The organism is Elusimicrobiota bacterium, assembly GCA_026388095.1.
In the GTDB taxonomy this organism is placed as follows: Bacteria; Elusimicrobiota; Elusimicrobia; order UBA1565; family UBA9628; genus UBA9628.
Genome location: JAPLKL010000049.1, coordinates 1 through 20,262 on the forward strand (window position 1 = coordinate 1; position 20,262 = coordinate 20,262).

General features: G+C 68.0%; 15 protein-coding genes and 1 pseudogene. 6 read left to right on the forward strand and 10 right to left on the reverse strand.

Annotated features, from left to right (window positions below):
- Positions 1–133: 133 nt before the first annotated feature.
- The gene (locus NTY77_12760; protein MCX5796356.1) at positions 134–2,083 is read right to left on the reverse strand and encodes a protein kinase; all 1,950 of its coding nucleotides are present in this window, start codon (positions 2,081–2,083) and stop codon (positions 134–136) included.
- A gap of 755 nt (positions 2,084–2,838) precedes the next feature.
- Between NTY77_12760 and NTY77_12765 the strand changes: the two genes are divergently transcribed.
- Complete coding sequence (locus NTY77_12765) at positions 2,839–3,162, forward strand: hypothetical protein (protein ID MCX5796357.1); 324 nt, start codon at positions 2,839–2,841, stop codon at positions 3,160–3,162.
- 47 nt (positions 3,163–3,209) lie between these two features.
- On the opposite strand, the gene NTY77_12770 is transcribed toward NTY77_12765, so the two are convergent.
- From NTY77_12770 to NTY77_12795, 6 genes are all read right to left on the reverse strand, one after another.
- A complete protein-coding gene (locus tag NTY77_12770; GenBank protein MCX5796358.1) occupies positions 3,210–4,082 on the reverse strand; it encodes a 4-hydroxythreonine-4-phosphate dehydrogenase PdxA in 873 nt (290 codons plus the stop codon).
- A gap of 55 nt (positions 4,083–4,137) precedes the next feature.
- Positions 4,138–5,238 carry a peptidylprolyl isomerase gene (locus NTY77_12775; GenBank protein MCX5796359.1) on the reverse strand — a complete coding sequence of 367 codons (1,101 nt, stop codon included), beginning with the start codon at positions 5,236–5,238 and terminating at the stop codon, positions 4,138–4,140.
- Complete coding sequence (locus NTY77_12780) at positions 5,222–6,031, reverse strand: peptidylprolyl isomerase (protein MCX5796360.1); 810 nt, start codon at positions 6,029–6,031, stop codon at positions 5,222–5,224. The genes NTY77_12775 and NTY77_12780 overlap by 17 nt, the downstream gene beginning before the upstream one ends.
- Before the next feature lie 4 nt (positions 6,032–6,035).
- Positions 6,036–9,062 carry a DEAD/DEAH box helicase gene (locus NTY77_12785; protein MCX5796361.1) on the reverse strand — a complete coding sequence of 1,009 codons (3,027 nt, stop codon included), beginning with the start codon at positions 9,060–9,062 and terminating at the stop codon, positions 6,036–6,038.
- Positions 9,059–10,525: a glycosyltransferase family 39 protein gene (locus NTY77_12790; protein MCX5796362.1), complete on the reverse strand. Its 1,467-nt coding sequence runs from the start codon at positions 10,523–10,525 to the stop codon at positions 9,059–9,061. The genes NTY77_12785 and NTY77_12790 overlap by 4 nt, the downstream gene beginning before the upstream one ends.
- A 101-nt stretch (positions 10,526–10,626) precedes the next feature.
- Positions 10,627–12,414, reverse strand: a complete 1,788-nt coding sequence (locus tag NTY77_12795) for a tetratricopeptide repeat protein (protein ID MCX5796363.1) — start codon at positions 12,412–12,414, stop codon at positions 10,627–10,629.
- A gap of 84 nt (positions 12,415–12,498) precedes the next feature.
- On the opposite strand from NTY77_12795, the gene alr reads away from it, so the two are divergent.
- Together alr and NTY77_12805 are read left to right on the forward strand one after the other, a co-directional pair.
- Positions 12,499–13,548, forward strand: coding sequence for an alanine racemase (gene alr / locus NTY77_12800; protein ID MCX5796364.1), 1,050 nt, complete (start codon positions 12,499–12,501; stop codon positions 13,546–13,548).
- A gap of 122 nt (positions 13,549–13,670) precedes the next feature.
- Positions 13,671–13,766, forward strand: a pseudogene (locus NTY77_12805) (prepilin-type N-terminal cleavage/methylation domain-containing protein).
- Positions 13,767–14,147: 381 nt separating this feature from the next.
- On the opposite strand, the gene NTY77_12810 reads toward NTY77_12805, so the two are convergent.
- Genes NTY77_12810 through NTY77_12820 form a run of 3 tightly spaced genes read right to left on the reverse strand, consistent with a single transcriptional unit; the run spans position 14,148 to position 17,274 of the window.
- The gene (locus NTY77_12810) at positions 14,148–15,500 is read right to left on the reverse strand and encodes a GMC family oxidoreductase (GenBank protein MCX5796365.1); all 1,353 of its coding nucleotides are present in this window, start codon (positions 15,498–15,500) and stop codon (positions 14,148–14,150) included.
- Positions 15,497–15,850: a hypothetical protein gene (locus NTY77_12815; GenBank protein ID MCX5796366.1), complete on the reverse strand. Its 354-nt coding sequence runs from the start codon at positions 15,848–15,850 to the stop codon at positions 15,497–15,499. The genes NTY77_12810 and NTY77_12815 overlap by 4 nt, the downstream gene beginning before the upstream one ends.
- A complete protein-coding gene (locus NTY77_12820) occupies positions 15,847–17,274 on the reverse strand; it encodes a UbiA family prenyltransferase (GenBank protein MCX5796367.1) in 1,428 nt (475 codons plus the stop codon). Before NTY77_12820 ends, NTY77_12815 begins: the two co-directional genes overlap by 4 nt.
- A 55-nt stretch (positions 17,275–17,329) precedes the next feature.
- Between NTY77_12820 and NTY77_12825 the strand changes: the two genes are divergently transcribed.
- Genes NTY77_12825 through NTY77_12835 form a run of 3 tightly spaced genes read left to right on the forward strand, consistent with a single transcriptional unit; the run spans position 17,330 to position 20,192 of the window.
- Positions 17,330–18,355, forward strand: coding sequence for an NAD-dependent epimerase/dehydratase family protein (locus NTY77_12825; protein ID MCX5796368.1), 1,026 nt, complete (start codon positions 17,330–17,332; stop codon positions 18,353–18,355).
- Positions 18,355–19,782 carry an RtcB family protein gene (locus tag NTY77_12830; GenBank protein MCX5796369.1) on the forward strand — a complete coding sequence of 476 codons (1,428 nt, stop codon included), beginning with the start codon at positions 18,355–18,357 and terminating at the stop codon, positions 19,780–19,782. Before NTY77_12825 ends, NTY77_12830 begins: the two co-directional genes overlap by 1 nt.
- Positions 19,779–20,192: an archease gene (locus NTY77_12835; protein ID MCX5796370.1), complete on the forward strand. Its 414-nt coding sequence runs from the start codon at positions 19,779–19,781 to the stop codon at positions 20,190–20,192. Before NTY77_12830 ends, NTY77_12835 begins: the two co-directional genes overlap by 4 nt.
- Positions 20,193–20,262 lie beyond the last annotated feature (70 nt).

Below are 20,262 nucleotides of genomic sequence, written 5' to 3' on the forward strand. Positions count from 1 at the left end.
CGGCAAACACCGGGGGGCTGGAGATGAATCCTGAGACGATTGCGATGATCAGGAAAGGGGTGGTCTTCATACCTAAGAGTTTATGCAGGCTGCCGGAGTTTGTCAACCCGTGGAACGGAAATTAACCGACTTTTTAACTCGGCAGCCCTTGCAGCGCGGCGCCGAATTCCTCCGGCGAGTGGTAGCGCTGCTCCGGATCCGGAGCCAGCGCCTTGGCCACGACCTCGTCCACGCCGGCCGGCAGTCCGGAGACGACCTGGCTCAAGGGGATATGCTTGCCGTTGACCTTGTTGAGCAGCATGCCGGCGCCCTGGCCGGCGAAAGGCAGCCTGTTGCTGAGCATCTCGTAGAAGCATACCCCGAGGGCGAAGACATCCGATTCCCGGCGCACGCTCCCCTGCTCCTGCTCCGGGGCCATATAGGGCGGGGTCCCCACGATGGTGTTGGTCTGGGCCACCTTGTTCAGCGCCTCCTGGGCTTGGCGCGCCACGCCGAAGTCCATCACTTTGACCTGTCCGCTGGCCGCCAGCATGATGTTCGAGGGCTTCAGGTCGCGGTGGATGACGCCCTGCTGGTGGGCGTAAGAAACGGCAGCGCAGGCGTCCTTCATGATGCGCTTGGCGTCGACCAGGGCCAGAGGCCCCTTCTCCCCCAGGAACTCATGCACGGTCCGGCCGTCCACGAACTCGAAGACCAGGTAGATGTCCCCGGAGTCCTCCACGATGGAGTAGATGTCCACGATGTTGGGGTGGTGCAGAGTGGCCACGGTGCGCGCCTCGGCCAGGAAGCGCCGGCGCTCCTCGGGGTCGGCGCGGACCTCGTCGCGCATCTTCTTGATGGCCACGCGGCGGGCCAAGGCGCTGTCCGTCGCTTCATAGACGACGCCCATGCCGCCGGAGCCGAGCTCGCGGGTCACGGTGTAGCCGCTCCAGAACCCATCCCCGTTCTCCTCCGGGCCTACGGCCGGGGCCGCGCCGGTGAGGCGGCGCAGCGTGGCGTGGACGGTCTGCCGCCAGCGCGACGAGAAGATGTGGAGCAGTCCCAAGGCCACCAGGCCGCCGCCCAGCACCGAGACGAGCATGAGGTGCGCGAAGCGCTTCTGCCGGCTGACCGGAGCCGGCGCCTCCGCAGGGGCGCCCTTCTTGGCGCCTACGTCGGCGAAGAGGAAAACGAGGTCCGAATCCCGGGGCGCCTCCAGGGCCTGCTGAAAGGTCTGCTGGAAGCGGTGGTCGAGCTCCGCGGCCTTCTTGAGGGATTCGATGGCGCCATCGCGCTCCTGGAGGCCGGCCAAGGCGAAGGCCCGGTTGTAGTAGGCGTAGGCGTTGGCGGGGTCCCTCTCCAGGCTGTAGTTGGCGTCGCCCAAGGCTTCTTTATATTGCCCGGCCTGGGCAAAGGCCCAGGAGCGGGTCTGCAAAGCGGCGGCGCTGCCCGGGGAGAGGCCCAAGGCGAAGCTGGCGTCATGGATGGCGTCGTTGTATTTCCCGAGCTTGTTCTCGGCGATGGCGCGGGCGTTGTAGGCCTCGGCGTTGCGGCCGTTGAGCGCGATGGCCTGGGTGAGGATCTCCTCGGCCTTGGAGAAATCGTGCACGGCCATGGCCGCGGCGGCCTGCTGGGTGAGGGCGGCGGACTGCTGGACCGCGGTGGGCGGGGCGTTGGCCTGGCGCTGGGCCGCGGCCGCGACCTCGGCCGGGGACATGGAACGGAACGAGGTCCCCATGACGCCGGAGCCGGCGCTGGAGTCGGGATTAGGGCTGATGTTGAGGTCGCCGGGCTTGTTCTTCGCGTCGAGGACGTTGGGCAAGGTGACCGAGGGGGCGCGGTTCTCCGAAAGCTTGAGCACGGCCATAGCGGCCTCATGCGCGGGCGCCTGATCCAGAGCCATCCTGGCGGCCTTGGCGGCCAGGCGCGTATCACCCATGTTGTAGGCAGCGCTCCCATAAGCCGCCAAGGTATCGGCTGACTTGTCGCCCCGATCGATAGCCGCCTGATAATTCTTCAGGGCCGCCGCATAATTCCTGTCGCGGAGATACAGCTTTCCCGCTTCACGGTAACCCCAGGGGTCGTTAGGATAGACGCTCTGCATCTGTCGAGGGAATTCATACACCACGGACTGGGACGACGGGGGCGGCATAGTCCCGGTCGCGGAGGGAGCCACCGGAACCTGGGGGGGCTGGATGGGGGCACCCGGGGGAGGCACCACCTCGGTCGACGGCGGCGGTGACGTCATGAAAGCCTGGTATTTCTTCCAAACGTCTTGCGAGTAGCGATGAGTCGGATCGATCTTGAGTAAGTTGTTGATCAGGGGCTTTATCTTGCCCTGATCGAAAGCACTGAGCTCGTTCTCATTTCTTCCGTCTTGCTTCATCTGTGTCCGTTGTTGATAAAGGCCCATCAACTGCTGGCCCAAATCGAAGATCTTCGGGTCCCTGGTGACCGTCGTCGGCACCGCAGGAGGGACAGTCTCTTCCGTGACCGTCGTCGGCACCATAGGAGGGACAGTCTCTTCGGTGACCGTGGTCGTCACCGCAGGAGTGACCGTCTGCGCTGGTTTGTTCGGATCGGTACCGGCCTGCACGAGGAGCGCGCCGCGGAATAAGCAGAATAAGAAGATGATTATAGAGATTCTTCGCATAGGCCCTCCCAGAAGCAAGTTTATCCCCTGCCTCTCGACTTGTCAAGCAAGTATCGCGATTTTTACTTAGATTTTGCCCCTTCTGCCGTCCCCCGCCGCCTCGCTCAGGCATGGCTTCTCCCCAGCGTTAAAATTCGGTAAATCGCGCCGTCTGCCCCTTGATTTGGCTGGGAAGTCCTGTTATACTCCCGACAGGAGGTTCAAATATGTTGAACATCATTCTACCCCTGATGATGTCCTGCGTCATGAGCGGTCCGGCGCACGCCGACGATGCCCAGGACCTGCGCAAATTGCAGCCCTTGACCGCCCAAGAGCAAGCGCTCTACGCCAATGCCAAGAGCGCCCCCGACAGTCTGCGCCAGTTCATCGCGACCAGGAAGTACGTGCGGATGGTGAAGCCGCTGGTCAAAGACCCCGCGAATTTCAACGGAAAGGGAATGCCCCCGATGCCGAAGACGGTGTCGGTGACATACGTGGTCGACGACCAGGAATGGGACATGCTCTGGAACATAATGCTGGCGCAGAGTTGATTCCGTCCCGATAAGGCACCGAACCCTCCGGCACGCGCCGGGGGGTTCTAGTTATCCAGGGCCAGCTTTGCTGCCAGTTTCGCAGCCTCGATGGTCGCCGTCGCATCCGCCCGGTTCATCCCCGCGATATCCATCGCCGTGCCGTGGCCGGGAGACACGCGCACGAAAGGCAGTCCCGCGGTCCAGTTGATCACGCCCAATCCCGCCGCGGCCTTGAGCCCGATCATGGCCTGGTCGTGATAAAGGCATACCAAGCCGTCGCAGCCGCCCTCAACGTGCAGCCTCCAGGCCGCGTCCGCGGGCAGTGGTCCGGACAAGGTCAAGCCAGCGCGCCGGGCCCGACGCACCGCCGGGACCAGCAGCGTCTGCTCCTCCCGTCCCAGGAGGCCTCCTTCTCCCGCATGCGGGTTGAGGCCGCATAGGACGAGCCTCGGCCGCTTCAGGCCGGTCGCTCTGAGAGAATCGGACAGGACGCGCGCCGCGGAGAGGACGTTCGCCGGCGACAAAGCGGAAGGCACGCGCGCCAGCGGCACATGCCTGGTCGCGAGCACGCACCAGAGCTTGAGCTGCGGCGCGGCCAGGATCATCTGCGCATCGGCCCCGGTCACGGCCCTCAGGTATTCCGTGTGGTCGTGATAAGGGACCCCTGCCAGGCTCCAGGCGGCCTTGTTGATGGGCGCGGTCACCACGGCGTCCACCAGCCCCCGCGCGGCCAGCCGCACCGCCGCCGCCACCGCGGCGAAAGACAGCGCCCCGCCGGCTGCGCTGACCCGCCCGTAGGCAGGCGCCTTCAGTCCCCGACCGGTGTCCCAGACCGGGATGGCTCCGGGCCGCCAGCCCGCGCGGCGCCAGACCGCCGTCTCTCCGACCAGAAGCGGCCGGCAGAGTCTCACGAGCCGGCCGCGCCGCAACGCCGCCATCACCGCCTCCGGCCCGATGCCGGAGGGATCGCCGCTGGTAAACGCGAATACGGGCCTACAGCGGCGAGAGGTTCCTTTCAATGACGGCCTGGGTCTTGAGAGATTTGACGTAGGACTCCAGTTCCCTCTGGTAGGCCATGTTCATCATCGCCTTGGAGAGCTCGTCCTTGAACTTCTCGAACTCCGGCTCCTCCGCGGCGCGCTTCTCCTGGACGCGGATGAGGAAATAGCCGACCTCGGTCTCGATGGGCTGGCTGATCTCGCCCACCGGCAGAGAGAAAGCGGACTTCTCGAAATCCGGCGGCGCCACGCCGCGGACCAGGAAACCGATGTCGCCGCCGCGCGTCGCGTACTCCGCCTCCTCGGACGCCTCCTTGGCCACCAAGGCGAAGTTCGAGGTCCCGTCCAGAAGGCGCCGGCGCGTCTCCTGGGCGGCGGCCAGCGCGCGCTTCCTCTCCCGCGCGGAGTTGGCGGGCGAGAAGCGGATGAGGATGCGCGACACCCTGACCCGCTCCGAGGTCATGGCCTTGACCTGGCCGGCGATCTCCAGGAAAGCCTGGCCCTCGTCTTCGCTCACAGCCTTGGGCGGCTCGGTCGCGCCGCTGACGATGAAAGCTTTGAGGCGTTCGAAGTAGTCCTTCACATCCTTCTCGGCGGGGGGCTGGACCTTGGACTTGACCGCCTCCTCCACGACCTTGCGCGCCATGATCTGCTTGGAGAGCCGGCCGCGGAACTGCTCGTAGGTCAGGCCCATGGCCTTGAGCTTCTTGGCGAACAAGGCCTCGGCGTCGGCCTCGCCGACCGGGTTGCCCTCGTCGTCCTTGGAGAAGCGGTCCTTGACCTCGGCCACGCCGTTGTCGATGTCGCGCTCGCGCACCCTGACCTTGAGCTTGGTGCCCTCCTGGAAGAGGACCTCGCGGTCGACGAGCTGCTCCAAAGTCGTCTCCCGGAGCTTGCGCACATGCGCCGGGTCCGCGGCGGCCGCGGGCATGGCCTTGCGCCAATAGTCCATCACCTCGTCGATCTCCTTCTGGAATTCCGAGAGGAGTATCGGCGTGCCGTTGACCACGGCGACGGTGTCCTCCAGGACCTTGGCCGAAACCGAAGCGGCCAGCCCCATCAGCACGACGCAAAGAGCCTTACTTGAACTGTTCATCGACGACCTCCACGGGGAACTTATCTTGAATCGACTGCAGGTAGCGGTCGAGCTTCTGCTTCTCCATGATCCTGGCGATGCGGTCGTGCGCCGCTCCGAACTCCACCCTGTGCTCGGACTCCTTCCTGACCACATGGTAGCCGAACTTGCTCTTGATGGGCCCGGCGATCTCCCCGACCCTCATCTTGAAGGCGATGTCCTCGAGCTCCGGGATGATCTCGCCGTAGACGGCCGGGGGCATGCGCCCCCCGTCCACGGCGGTGGCCGCGTCGAGCGAGTGGTCCCGGGCCAACGCGGTCAGGCTGGCGCCGCCCCGAGCCCTCTTGGCCAATTCCTCGGCCTCGACCGGCGAGGCGCAGAGGATGTGGCGGACCTCGATCTCCAGGGGATAGCGCCGATGGTAGTCCCGGATCTCATCCTCGCTGGTCTTGAGCGTCCCGTTGCCGCGCAGGTCGGCGATCCACATGCGGGTGAGCAGGTAGTCGCGGCCCTCGCGCAGGCGCTCCGCCTCGTCCGCCTTGAGCCGGTCCAACTGCACCCGAAAATCGACGGACCTGGGCACGTCCGAGTTCTGGGCCGCGGCCAGGATCAGCTTCTCGCGGATGAGGATGTCGAGGAACTGCCGGCGGCCGTTGGGGGTGGCCACGTAGTTCTGGTAGTTCTGCGCGACCTCCGCGAGCTTGCGCTGGAACTCGGACTCGGTGATCCTGAGGGGGCCGACCTTGGCCACCATGGCGTCCCGGTTCCGGCAGCCCGCCGCCAGGAGCGCGAGGAAGAGGAGAAGATACCTCACGCGCTCATCGTATCATTTTTGCCGTATTCGTCCCAACCAAGGCCGCGAGGAAGGCCTCCAGCCAAGGCAGCGGCTCCTCGCCGCGCAGGTCCACCACCAGCCCGTCGCCGTCGGGGCGGGGCGCGAAGCGCAGGCGTCCGGAGTAGGTCTTGAGCCAGGACTGCGTCGTGGCCGGGCCGATCGGCGCGTCCGGGCGGAACAGGACCTCCAGCGAGCTCTCCTTCTGCGTCACGGAGCGCACGCGCGCGCGCGCCGCCAGGGCCCTGACCTCCAGGACCCGGAAGAGCAGGCGCGCCGGCCCGGGCAGGGGTCCGCAGAGATCCTCGAGCTCCCGGCGCAGCGCGGCGGCCTCCTCCGAGCCGGCCTTGAGGATGCGCTTGTAGTAGTCGAGCCTCTCCATCTCCCCCGGCAGATAGCTCTCCGGGATGAAGGCGTCCAGATTGAGGTCGAGCGCCACCGGGGCCTCGCTCGGGGCCTCGGGCCGGCCCCGGCGGCGGCCGAGCTCGGCGTCCAGCAGGTCCGCGTACATCTCCACGCCCACGGCGTGGATGAAGCCGTGCTGGCGGGCGCCCAGGAGCTCCCCGCAGCCCCGGATCTCCAGGTCGCGCATCGCCAGCTTGACTCCCGAGCCCAGCTCGCCGAACTCGCGCAGGGCCTGCAGCCTCTTGCGCGCCTCGTCGGTCAAGGCCGAGAGCTCCTCCGCTTCGGCGGGGAAGAAGAGGTAGCAGACCGCCCGCTGGCGCTCCCGGCCGATGCGGCCGCGCAGTTGGTAGAGCTGGGCCAGCCCGAAGTCCTGGGCGTCCTCCACCAGCAAGGTGTTCACCGAGGGGATATCCAGCCCGGACTCGATGATGGTGGAGGCCACCAGCACGTCCGCATTCCGCTGATAGAACTCCCACATCGCGGCCTCGATCTCGGAAGCCCGCATGCGGCCGTGGATCATGACGAAGCGCGCCCGCGGCAGGAGCTTCTGCAGGCGGCCGCGGCACTCATCCAAGGACCGCACCCGGTTGTGGACGTAGTAGACCTGTCCGCCGCGGGAGAGCTCTTCGCTGACGGCCGCGGCGACCGCGCCCTCGTCGTAGGGCCCGACCTTCGTCACGATGGGCTGGCGCCCCACCGGCGCGCTCTGGATGAGCGAGATGGCGCGCAGGCCGGAAAGCGCCTGATTGAGGGTGCGGGGTATGGGGGTGGCGGAGAGGGCCAGGCAGTCCACGGTCCGGCGCAGGAGCTTGAGCTTCTCCTTGTCGGCCACGCCGAAGCGATGCTCCTCGTCGATGATGGTCAGCCCCAGGTCCTTGAGTCTGACGTCCTTCTGGAGCAGCCGCGCGGTGCCGATGGCCACATCCACCGTGCCCGCGGCCAAGCCAGCCAGGACCTTGCGGACCTCCGCCTTGGGCTGGAAGCGGGTCAGCAGCCCGAGGCGCACGGGATAGTCCGCGAAGCGCGCGCTGAAGGTGCGGTAGTGCTGCTCCGCCAGGATGGTGGTGGGCACGAGCAGGACGGCCTGCTTGAAGGCGGCCGCGCATTTGAACGCCGCGCGCATGGCCACCTCGGTCTTGCCGAAGCCCACGTCGCCCACCACGACGCGGTCCATGGGATGGGGGGCGCACATGTCGGCCAAAGTGTCCGCGATGGCCGCCGCCTGGTCCGGGGTCTCCTCGTAGGGGAACTCCGCGGCGAAGGCCCGCTCCATGGCGCTCTCCGGGGGGAAGGCGAAGCCGGGCTTGGCGGCGCGCTCAGCCTGGGTCCGCAAGAGCGCCTCGGCGAGCTCCCGGACCCCTTCCCGCACCGCCCGCTTGACTTCCTCCCAGTTGCGCGTGTCCAAGGACGAAAGCCGCGGGCGCTTGCCCTCCGCGCCGGAGTACTTCTGGACCCTGCCGAACTCGTACATGGGCAGGAAGAGCCGGTCCGAGCCGCGGAACTCCAAAGCCAGGCAGTCCACCGTGCCGTGGCCGGGCGCGGAGACCGGCTCCAAGTCCCCCCTCTTGAGCTCGCCGAGGCGCAGGGCCCCGCGGTTGGCCGCCGTGAAATGCCGCCAGCGCAAAGACGGGCGGTAGTTGCGCGAGAAAATCTCCGAGGCGGAGAACACGGCGAGCCGGTGGCCGGGATGATGGAAGCCGTGACGCAGAGGGCCCACGAGGAACTGGCAGGGCGGCGCCCCGGCGAAGCGGTCATCTAGGAGCTCCTGCATGCGGCGGTCCTCGCCGCGGTTGAGGCTGAAGAGGACCGTGCGATAGCCCTCCGCGGCCCGGGACGCGAGTTCCTCCCAGGCCCGGGCCGGATCGCCGAGGCACGGTCCGTTGGGACGCGCTCCCAGCTCCAGCGCCGCAACGGCCCCGGCGGACAGAGCGTCGAGGCCGTCCTCGGCGACTCGAGACCAGCCCTCTGCGAACCAGCCGGCCAGGGGCGCGCCCTGTTCCGGGGCCGCGGCGCAGACGGCCCGGGCTCGCCTCAGGAGTTCGCGGGTCTGCTGGGTCACGGGGTCCACGCTGCGCACGGAGGAGACCTCGTCCTCGTCGAAGAGGACGCGCACGGCCTCCAAAGGCTCCAGGCCGTAGAAGTCGAGGACCGCGCCGCGCTCCGCGAACTCGCCCGGGGTCTCCACAAAGTCGACTTTCCTATAGCCGGCGCGCAGCAGCCCCTCCACGGCCCGGCCGCGGCTCATGCGCTCGCCGACGCGGAACTCCACACCCAGCCCGGAGAGCTCGCCCGCAGTCGGGGCGGGCGCGCTCAGGGCCTCGGGCGTGGCCAGAGCCAGGCGGGCCCCGGAGCGCAGGAGCTCCAAGGCGGACAGGCGCTGGCGGGGGTCGTCGCCGAACAGGGCGGGGCGCAGGGGCGCGTCGTTGAAAAGCGGGGCGAGGGCCGAGGCCGCATCCGCCACGTCCTCGAGGTCGGCGTTCTCCCGGCGGATGAGCAGGAGCTTGCCCGCGAAGCCTATCCAGGCGCAGGGGTATTCCAGCCGGGGCGTGAGCAGGCAGCGCGCCAGGTAGGCCCAGGCGCCGGAGCCCGGCATGCTGAAGGAGTTCATGGACAGGCCGCCGCGGCGATCTCCGCGCAGGGAGCCGCACCCATGACCGTGCCGCGCCAGCTCCGGCTCGGGTCGATGAAAACGCACCTGCCCGCCCGGCCGAGAGCCGCCTGGCCCAGCGCCGCCGGATAGCCGGGCAGAGCCTCCCAGGCGAGGATCTTGGGGTCCGGACAGGGCAGATGATGGGCGAACTCCGGCAGGTAGTAATAGCGCAGGGACGGGTAGTAATAGGGTCCCATGTGCACGATGATGTCGCGGCGGTCGCAATGCTGGCGAACCGCCTGGGTCAGCTTGGCCAGGCGGGCGTCCAGCCAAAGTCCTTGGAAGGCGTACGCCGTGGTCCCCGCCAGGACGATTCCGCCGAGGATGGCCCGGAAGGACCGCGCGGCGAACCCCGGCTTCCCGGAAACCTCGGCGCAGAGGATGTAGAGGAGGGGCGTGAGGAAGACGAAATACCGCGGCTGGTTGAAGGCGCGGCCGGAGACCATCTCCACCAGGATCACGGAGCCCAACGGGATGGCCAGCAAAGACAGGCAGAGGACGGCGGTGCGGCCCTCGGGGCCGCGCAGCGTCCTCCACGAGGCGGCGACGGCTAGGCCTATCATGAGCAGGAGGGCCAGCCCCAGCAGGGTTACTCCGCGCTCCAAAGCCAGGCCCAAGAAGGCCGCGTCGAAGAAGAAGCTGCCGACGAGGGCGCCGATGCCGTGCAGGTCCAAAGGCCGCGTAAGCAAGGAGGTGTAAGGCTGCGCCAGCTGGGACCGCACCACGGCGAGCCAGGGCAGGTAGGCCGCGACCAGCAGGCCATGGAGTGCCAGCCAGCCGCGCAGCTGTCCGGGCCGGCGCGGAGCGGCCAGGACATAGTAGAGGAATTGGCCGACGAGCAGGGGCGCGAAGAAGACGTGGGTGTAGAGGCCGACGAGCGCCGCCGCCGCGTAAAGGCCGCGGCGCAGCGGCGAGGGCCGCTCCAGGAGGAGGAGCAGGAGGTGCAAAGAGGCCAAAGCCTCCAGCATGAACAAGGAGTAGGCTCTCCCATCCTGGGAGAGATGGACCCAGAACGAGGAGAAGCAGGCCAGGAAGAGCGCGAAGACCCGCTGGCGCGCCAGCAGCCGGTCCGCGATCCGCGCGAAGAGGAAGAGTCCCGCCACGCCGCAGAGGACCGAGAAGAGCCGTGCCGCGATCAGGGGGTCGGCGAAGAGGCGCACCCACGGATGCAGGAGCGCGAAGTAGACCGGGGGCGTCACCTCCAGCCCGCGCACCAAGGGCAGGAAGTCCCGCCAGGAGGCCTGCGCGATGATCAGGCTCTTGGCCTCATCGAACCAAAGCGAGCGCAGGCCCAGGCCGCAGACCCTGAGCAGGCAGCCCAGCAGGAGCAATGAGGTCTCCCAGGGATGGCGGCAGAGCCAATGCCAAAGGCGGCGGGCGAGATCGTAGGAGTACCAAGCCCGCTTCGCCACCCTCGCCACGCCCAGCTCTTCTGTCGTGCCGCGCTCCTTCCGATTGCGGGCCCCGCAGGGGCCCGCAACCGCTATGATACAATACACGGAGCCGGGAGGATTGGCGCCGTCTAACGGGGCTGTCTGCCCTTCAGCAAGGCTCCGAGGTAGCGGCCGGCCGGCTCGTTGCCGGGGCGGATGGCGAGGGCCCGCCGGAACTGCGCGATGGCCTCGTCGACGCGGCCTTTTCCGGCCAGGGCCAGGCCCAGGTTGGCGCGCGCGTTGAAGTCCCCGGGAGACAGCTTCAGCGCCGCCTCGCATTGCGCGATCGCCTCGTCGAGCTTGCCCTGCGCGATCAGGGCGCCGGCCAGATTCGCGTAAGCCTCGACGAACTCAGGGTCGGCGCCCAGGGCGCGGCGGAAATGAGCCACGGCCTCTTCCTGCCGGCCCGCACGGAACAGCGCGAGCCCCATGTTGTTGTTGATCGTCGGCTGGGCGGGCGCCAGTTGCAGGGCGGCCTCGTACTGCGCGATGGCCTCCGCGAGCCGGCCCTGCTTGGCGAAGGCGCGCCCCAGGTTGGTATAGGCCTCCATGTCGTCGGGCGCGATGCGCTGCGCCGCGCGGTAGTGCGCCATGGCCTCGTCGAGCCGCCCTTGTTCGGCGACCAGGGCCCCCAGGTTGACGTGGGCCAGGGCGGACTCGGGATTCTTGGCCAGCGTGTCGCGCCAGATGCCCTCCAGGCTCCGGTAGACGCGGGCCTGGCGCCAGGTCCCGAGCCACAGCAGGGCCAGCACGACCGCCGCGGCGCCGCGCCAGGCGCGCGGCCGCCCGGAGAGCGACCGGGCCAGGGCGCCCGCCGCGAGCGCGATCAGGCCGAGGCAGGCCAGATACTGGTAGTGGTCGGCGACGTAGGAGTAGCGATGGGTGTAGATCCGAGCCAATCCGAGCGCCGGCGAGAGCGTCACGATGAAGAATCCCACAGCCGCGAGGGGGCCGCGGCCCAGGCGCTCGCGCCAACGCCAGAGGCAGGCCGCCGCCGCCGCGCAGGCGCTCGGCCCCAGCCATAGCAGCGGGTCGCGCGCGTCGAGGGACCACTTGGCATAGCTGAAGCAAAGATCGGCGGGCCAAACGAGCTTCATGATGTAGAACCAGGGCGCGCGGCCCGCGAGTTGGAGCCTCTGCAGCAAAGAGAGAGCGAAGCCCGGCCCCTCGGCGCCGACATGATGGATCTCGACATAGACCGTCACGAGGGCCAGCAAAGCCCCCAGCAGGAAGAACGGCGCCGCGTCCGCGAACTCGCGCTTCCCTAGCTCAAGACCGCGCAGCCAGCGCACCAGGAGCAGGACGACCGGCAGAGTGCAGGCGGTCGTCTTGCTGAGCAGGGCCAGCAGGAAGAGGCCGAGGGCTCCCAGATACCACGCCCTCGCCCGCCTCTCCTCGAAGACCAGATAGGACTCCAGGGCCAGCAGGTAGAACAGCCCAGAGAGGACGTTCTTTCGCTCCGTGATCCAGGCCACGGATTCGACCTGGACCGGGTGCAGGGCGAAGACCGCCGCCGCAAGCCACGCTCCCTGGACCTTGAGCCTGCGCAGCAGATGCCAGGCGAGCAGGGCGTTGAGGACGTGCAAGGCCGCATTGACCAGATGGTAGCCGAAGGTGTCCAGGCCCCAGAGCCGCCGCTCCAGCCAGAAGGCCGTGAAAGTCGCCGGATAATACTGCTGGGTCTGGTTGACCATCCAGATCTTCAGCAGCCCGCCGGGCGCCGTCAGGACGGGGTTCTCGCTGATGTACTGGTAATCGTCCCAGATGAAGTCCCCCCGCAGCGCGGGGGCGTAAGCGGTGATGGTGAGCGCCGCCAGCAGGAGGGCGGGCAGCCACCAGGAGTCCTGTTTCACGGCGCCGTCGCAGGGTGGAGCCATCGTCGCGTCCCTACTTTAGCAGAAATCTCCCGCCCTCTTGCAAGAGGAGCGGAGACCTGGCCCTGAATCAGCTATAATCCCCGCATGCTGAAATGGGTGGAGATAGACCTAAGCGCGGTGCGCGCCAACGCACGCTGGGTGCTCTCGCGCCTCGACGGGAAGTCCCGCCTCATGGCCGTGGTCAAGGCCGACGCCTACGGGCACGGCGCCGTGCCCGTGGCCCGCGCCGCGGTCTCCGCCGGGGCCTCCTGCCTCGGCGTCCTCAACGTGGACGAGGCCCGCGGCCTGCGCCGGGGCGGGATCAAGGCCCCCATCCACCTGCTCTCCCCCATCCTGCCCGAGGCCGCCGGCGAGGCGCTTCGTCTCAAGGTGATCCCCACCGTGGACGACCTCAGACAGGCCGCAGCCCTTGGCTCGGCCGCCGGCTCGCGGGGTCTGGCCGTGCACGTGGACCTCGACTTCGGCCTGGGCCGCTGGGGCATCCTGCCCAAGGACCTCCCCGCCTTCCTCAAAGGCCTGCGCCGCCGGCGGTTGCGCCTGGCCGGCGTCTCCACCCACATCGACTACGTGCCGGGCAAGAACGCGGTGGAGGCCGAGGACAAGCTGCGCGCTTTCTGGCGCCTGGCCCAGCGCCTCAAGCGCGAGCATCCCGGCCTGGTCTGCCACGCCGCCAACAGCTCGGTCCTCGTGGACTTCCCGCACTGGAAGATGGACATGGCGCGCATCGGCAACCTGCTCTACGGCATCAACCCGTCGGCGGCCAAGCTCGCCCCGATCCAGAGCCCCTGGCGCTTCTGCGCCCGCATCATCGCCCTGCGCCGCGTGGTCAAGGGCCGCTCCATCGGCTACGCCAGCGAGTACGTGGCCGCGCGCACCATGCGCGTGGCGACCTTGCCCGCGGGCTATGCCGACGGCCTGACCATGGAGCCGGCCGAACGCCTCATCAGCTTCGGCTCCGGCTTCCAGTATTGGGGGATGGTCGGCAAGGCCAAGGCGCCTTTCATCGGCCGCTGCGGCATCTCCCATGTCCTGGTGGACGTGACGGCCGCTCCGCGCGCCGCGGTCGGCGACGTCGTGTCTTTGCCCGTGCGCCGCACAGCGGCCAGCCCGCATCTGCCGCGAATCTATCGGTAAAGTCGTAGAAATAACCCCTTTTCGGTCCACTCAGCCCGGCAGACATCATCTGACTTATCCTGACCCTAGGTTCATTGCTGCGGGACGGTCCATGCAGCACACTATAGCGAAGGATCTCTATTATGAAAAGGCAGGGCGCTTCAGGCTTCACGCTCGTCGAGCTCATGATCGTGGTCGCGATCATCGGCACCTTGTCGGCGGTCGCCGCGCCGAAGTTCGGCTCGCTGCTCAGCAAGGCCCATGAAGGCGCGTCCAAGGGCAGCCTGGGCATGATCCGCTCCGCGCTGCTCATCTACTACGCCGACATGGAGGGACAGTACCCGGGGCTGCTGGGCGCGCTGACGGTCAACGCCAAGTACCTGCCGGCACTGCCGGAGGTCGAGGTCCCGAAGTACCATGGGAACAGCACGGCGGTCCACTACGGGTTGGCTGCCAGCGATGCCGGGGGCTGGAGCTACAACAACACGGCCGGCGACCAGAACCAGGGGACGGTGCTGGTGAACTGCACGCACAAGGACTCCAAGGGCACCATCTGGGCGACGTACTGAGCCTCCGTCCGGGAACTGACCACGTCTGACGCCGCAGTCCTTGCCCCGGGCCTAGGCCGCTTTGAGGAAGGCCAGCGCGTTGCGCCGGGCCAGCGCCATCACCGTGCCCTGCGGGTTGACGCCCAGCGGCCCGCAGAACAGGCTCGCGTCCGCAAGGTAGAGGCCCGCGCAGCCGTGCGCCTTGCCGAAGGAATCCGCCACACACAGCCCGCGGTGCTCCCCCATGGGACAGGAGCCCATCAGATGCAAAGTCACCAGGCGCGCGTCGCTCTGCGTCACCGGAGCCGCGAAGACCCTCTCGGCGCCGGCGGCCATGAGCAATCCCCCAAGCTTCTGAAGCCCCTCATCCAGGTCGCGCAGATCCTCGGGTGAGACCTCGTAACGCACCAGAGGATCGGGGAAGCCCGGCAAGCCCCTGACCTCGCCGCGTCCCGAACCCGGCACCATGACATAGAAAGAAGCCATGCGCCGCCAGTCCTTGGCCAGGCGCGACAAAGGCTCCGGATAGTCCAGCAGGTTCAAGGCCAGGTTCGCCGGGGAGCCGATCGAGCAGCCGAAGGAGAACCTCCCGTGCGGAAGCTTGACCTGCTGTGCGGCCACGCCCAGGTCCGGGCCGTTGACCTCATCAGGGAACTGAGCGACCAGCTTGGCCATGGGATGCAGGGACAAAGACGCGCCGGCGCGCGGGGCCAGGCCGCTGCGGCGCAGCAGGGCCGGGGTCTGGATGGCGCCGCAGGCCAGGAACACCGTCTCCGCCTCGATCTCGAAGACGGGGCCCGAAGTCCGAGCCTTCAAGACCCAGCGCCCGCCTCGGCGCTCCAGGCGCTCGACCCGAGTCCCCTCATGGAGCCGGCAGCCGGCCTTCACCGCGCGCGGTATAAACGTTTCGGACATGGAGCGCCTGTGCAGGCAGCCGGGACCGGGGTAAGCCATGCGCAGAGCTTGGACGCACTCCAGCCCCAGGCTCTGGGCGCCCGCCGCGAGCTTGCGGCCTACAGGATGGCCGCTGGTGGAGTCCGCCAGCAGGCCCAATTCTGCTTCCAGGGCCTCGAAATGCGAGGCCAGATTCTTCTCCCCAATCCCCTCCACAGCCAAGCGGAGAGACCACTCCTCCAGCCGTTGGGCGGGCACCCTATGGTAAAGCGCGCTGTTGACCTCGCTGCCTCCCCCCACGGTCCGGCCTTCGACGTAGGCGACCGGGCAGGAGCCCAGCGCGGCCGAGACCCCCCCATGCCGGTACTTCTCCACCATCTCCTCAACGGAGAAAGGCCGGCAGGAAGCCTGCCCCAGGCCGGCCCCCTCCTCGACCAAAAGCACCTCTTTGCCCGACTCGGCAAGCACGCAGGCGGTCACGGCCCCGCCTGGGCCGGAGCCGACAACGGCTATTTGAGCCTTTTCGCTCATGGCTCCAGGTCCAAGCGCGAATAGAGCCGGAACACGACCAGGCTCTCGTGCAAGCGCACGAACATGCGGCAGAAGGACAACGGGCTGGCCCGCCAGGCCGCCAGCCGGGCCGAGCGGAGTTCCGGCCCCAAGCGGTGGAACAGCTCGCCGCAGGACGGGAAGGCGCTCAGATCGAATGCCTTGGCCAGCAGACGCACCCCGAGGCCTTGGGGCGAGGGCATGCGGCCGACCTGTTCGTCCACGAAGCGGGCCACGTCGTCGTAGGGCGCAGCCAGCACCGGCTCGCCGGGGGCCAGTCCCCGGCAGACCGAATCGACCACGGCCGAGACGATGCGGCCGGACCAGTTCATGGCATCTGGGCGCTCGCCGCCGCGAGGACCAGCGCCGTCAGGCCCGCGCAGAGCCAACTGACGCCGTCCTTGAGCACGAAGCGCACCGGGTCCTCGTCGAGCCTGCCCCGCCGCGCCAGATGCCACATGCGGCCCAAGGCAAAGAGGATGAGGAGACAGATGAGCCACAGGAGCACGGGCTTGGTGTAGAGCCTGGCCACCTGCTCGCTGTAGATATAGAAGGCAAAGATCAGAGCCGAGACGCAGCCGCTCGTCACCCCCAGATCGCGCAGCAGAGGGGCGTCCGAGGGCCCGTAGCCCCGTCCCGGCGACAGCGCAGCGCCCGAGAACTCCACATAGCGCTTCATCAAGGCCAGGCTCAGGAAGAGGAACATGGAGAAGCCGGAGAGCCAGGGCGAGAAGGGGATGCCCGTGGCCGCATGGCCGGCGAAGAGCCGGGCCGTATAGAGCAAGGCCAAACAGAAGACGTCGAGAACCACCACCGAGCGCAGCTTCCAGGAGTAGAGGAGCGTCAACGCGTAGTAGCTGGCGAGGACCAGCGCGAAGCCCTTGGGGAGGAAGGCCGCCACGCCGGCCGCGGCCGCGAGCAGGGGCAGAAGCAGGAGCGCCCAGGACAGAGGCAAGGTCCCGGCCGCGAAGGGGCGGTCCTTCTTGCCCGGCGTGGACCGGTCGACCTGGAGGTCCAGCAGGTCGTTGAGCAGATAGACGCTGGAGGCGCAGAGGCTGAAAGAGACGGCCGCCAGAAAGGCCTGCCCAAGGATCGCCAGGTCCGACCAGCGGTGAGAGGTGACGATGGGAATGAAGATGATGAGGTTCTTGCCCCACTGGTAGGGCCGCAGCGCGCGCCAGGCCTCGCGCAGGCGGCTGGAGCCGCCCGCGGAGATGCGCTCGGCCGGGACCAAGGCCGCGACCTCGGCGGCCAAGCTCTCCGGAACGTCGACGAGGATGGCCTTGCGCGCCGCGCGCCAGACCGGCAGGTCCTTGGCGTCGTCGCCCGCGTAGTCGAACCCGCCCTTCCCGAAGCGCTCCACCAAGGCCCGGGCTTTGGCTTCGCCTATGAGATTGATCCCGTCGTGGCTGGCCAGGACTTCATCGAAGAGTCCGGCGCGGTCCGCCACCTGCCTGGCGAGCCGGATATCCGAGGCCGTGGCCAGCACGAGCCTCCGGCCGGAAGCCTTTTGCGCGCGCAAACGCTCCAAGAGCGGGCCGTGGAAAGGCAGGGCGCTGACGTCCAAGGAAGCGGACTCGGCTATGCGGCGCTTGAGGAAGGCCAAGCCGCGCGCCAGCCAGAAAGGCAGGGCCAGCAGGAACCAAGGCCGGGCCTTGACCAAAGCTGCGGCCGATTCGAACAGGAGGTCGCTGCGGATGAGGGTCCCGTCGAGGTCCACGCAGAGCGGCAGGTCCGCAGGGCTCGGCTTAGTCACAGGTCCTCGTCGGAATCCGGCAAAATTGTATCATTTATCCGCCGGCCAACCAGTCATGAAAGCCTTGGTCACGGGAGGATGCGGATATTTCGGGGACCTGCTGACTGAGCACCTCCTCAAATCCGGGCACCAGGTCCGGATCTTCGACCTCGACGACGGCGAGCCTCACCGCGAAGGAGCGGAATACCGGCGCGCAGACATCCGGGATCGGGACGCTATAGCGGCCGCCTGCGTGGGCATGGACTGGGTCTTCCACAACGTGGCCCAGGTGCCTTTGGCCAAGGACCGGGCCCTCTTCTGGTCGGTCAACCGAGACGGCACCGAGAACCTCCTGCGCGCCGCAGCCGCGGCCAAAGTGCGCAAGGTGGTGCACACATCCTCCAGCGCGGTGTACGGCCGGCCGCTGAGCAATCCCGTCACCGAGGACACGGCGCCCGCGCCGCTGGAGGACTACGGCCGGGCCAAGCTGGCCGCGGAGCAGCTCTGTTTGGAGCACGCCGCCGAAGGCCTGGATGTCACCATCATCCGCCCCCGCACCATCCTGGGCCCCGGCCGCCTCGGCATCTTCCAGATCCTCTTCGAATGGGTGCGCCAGGGGGTGAACATCCCGGTCCTGGGCTCCGGGGACAACCGCTTCCAGTTCGTACATGCCGCGGACCTCGCCCAAGCCTGCCTGCTCGCCGCGGCGCGGCCCGGCGCGGAAGCCTACAACTGCGGCGCGGAACGCTTCGGCACCATGCGCGAGGCTCTTGAGGAGCTCTGCCGCCACGCCCGGACCGATTCCCAGGTCAGGAGCGTGCCCAAGGCTCCGGCCGTGGCCCTGATGCGCCTGTGCTCCGCGCTCGGGCTCTCGCCCTTGGGCCCCTACCATGTGATGTACGGCGAGGAGCTGTTCTTCGACATCAGCAAGGCCGTGCACGAGTTGGGCTGGAAGCCGCGCTACTCCAATTTTGAGATGCTCATGGAGAGCTACAACTGGTACGCGGCGAACCGCGAACGGGTCCTCTCGACCTCCGGCTCCAGCTTCCATCGCTCCGCCGTGTCCCCGGGCGCGCTGAGCCTGCTCAAGCATCTGCTCTGATGACCAGGTTCCGAAAGCTGGACGACTTCCGCTGGGAACTGCCGCGCACGGGGGCCATGCGCGTGCCCGGCCTGGTCTACGCCACGGAGAGGATGCTCCCCAAGTTCGAAGCGGAGAAGGTCGCGGAGCAGGTGGCCAACGTGGCGACCTTGCCGGGGATCGTGCGCTATTCCATGGCCATGCCCGACGCGCACTGGGGCTACGGCATGCCGGTCGGAGGCGTGGCCGCGACCTCGGCTGCCGATGGCGTCATCAGCCCCGGGGCCGTGGGCTACGACATCTCCTGCGGGGTGCGCCTGCTGCGCACGGACCTTAGGGCCGTGGAGGTCAAGGCGGTCATCCCCAAGCTCATGGACGCGCTGTTCCGGGCCGTGCCTTCCGGGGTGGGCTCTGAGGGTCCTCTGCGCCTGGGGAAAGAAGAGCTGCGCAAGGTCTTCGCCAAGGGCGCGCGCTGGGCGGTCGAGAAAGGGTACGGCGAGCGCTCGGACTTGGAGAACGTGGAGGACGGCGGGGCCTTGGCCGAGGCTGACCCGGAGCGGCCCAGCCCGCGCGCGGTCGAGCGCGGCCAGAACCAGCTGGGGACCTTGGGCAGCGGGAACCATTTCCTGGAGCTGCAGGAGGTCACGGATGTCTATGAGCCGGGCACGGCCGCGGTGTTCGGGCTGTTCCCGGGCCAACTGACGGTGCTCATCCACACGGGCTCGCGCGGCTGCGGCTACCAGATCTGCGACGACTCCTTGCGCTCCATGCAGTCCGCGGTGCGCAAGTACAACATATCCTTGCCCGACCGCCAGCTCTGCTGCGCGCCTTTCGCTTCGCCGGAGGGGCGGGCCTACTTCGGAGCCATGTGCGCGGGCGCGAACTTCGCGCGGGCCAACCGGCAGGCCATCACGCATCTGACGCGGCAGGCTCTGCTGCGGACTGTGGGCCGGGACCTGGGGCTGCGCGTGGTCTACGATGTGGCCCATAACCTCTGCAAGGTGGAGGAGCACGAGGTCGCAGGGAAGCTGACCCGGCTCTGCGTGCACCGCAAGGGCGCGACGCGGGCTTTCCCGGCGGGCCGGCCCGAGGTGCCGGAGGCTTACCGCGCCGTGGGCCAGCCGGTCCTGGTGCCGGGCTCCATGGGCACGGCCTCCTATGTCCTGGTGGGCACGGAGACGGCCATGAAGGAGACCTGGGGGACCACCGCGCACGGCGCGGGCCGGATGATGAGCCGGACCCAGGCCCTGAAGCAGATCCAGGGGCGGGAGCTGATGAGCCAGCTCAAGGGTCTGGGCATCGAGGTGCGCACGGATTCTCTGCGGGGCCTGGCCGAGGAGGCGCCTTTCGCCTATAAGGATGTCTCCGAGGTGGTGGAGGCCTGCCACGGGGCCGGGATCTCGCGCAAAGTGGCGCGGATGCGGCCTCTGGGAGTGGTGAAGGGTTGAGAGCGGGCTTCCGCATCCTGCCGCACACCTCCGAAATGGGGCTGGAGGTGACGGCTCCGGACTGGGCGTCTTTCTACCGCTGCGCGGCAGAGGGGCTCTTGGCGATCTACGGGCTGCGGCCGGGCAAGCACGGGACGGCGGAAGTCGATCGCTCCTTCGCGGCGGAGACTCCGGAAGACATTGTCGTCTCTTGGCTCACGGAGCTGATCTTCCTCATCGGGACCGAGAAGCTGGTCCCTGCCAAGATCGAGGTTCTCAAGGCCGGCCCGCAGGACCTGCGCGTGGTGATCAAAGGCAACCGGGGCAACGACATCTCACTGGCACGCGAGATCAAGGCTGTCACTTATCACGGTCTCGAGGTGGAGAGCGGCCGGTCCGGGATGAAGGCGCGCATCATCCTTGACTTATAATCGGGGACGTGGGTCTTGACGAAAAGGGTTCGCGGGGCTATAGTCATTACGTGGACGCCCTCCGGGGGTC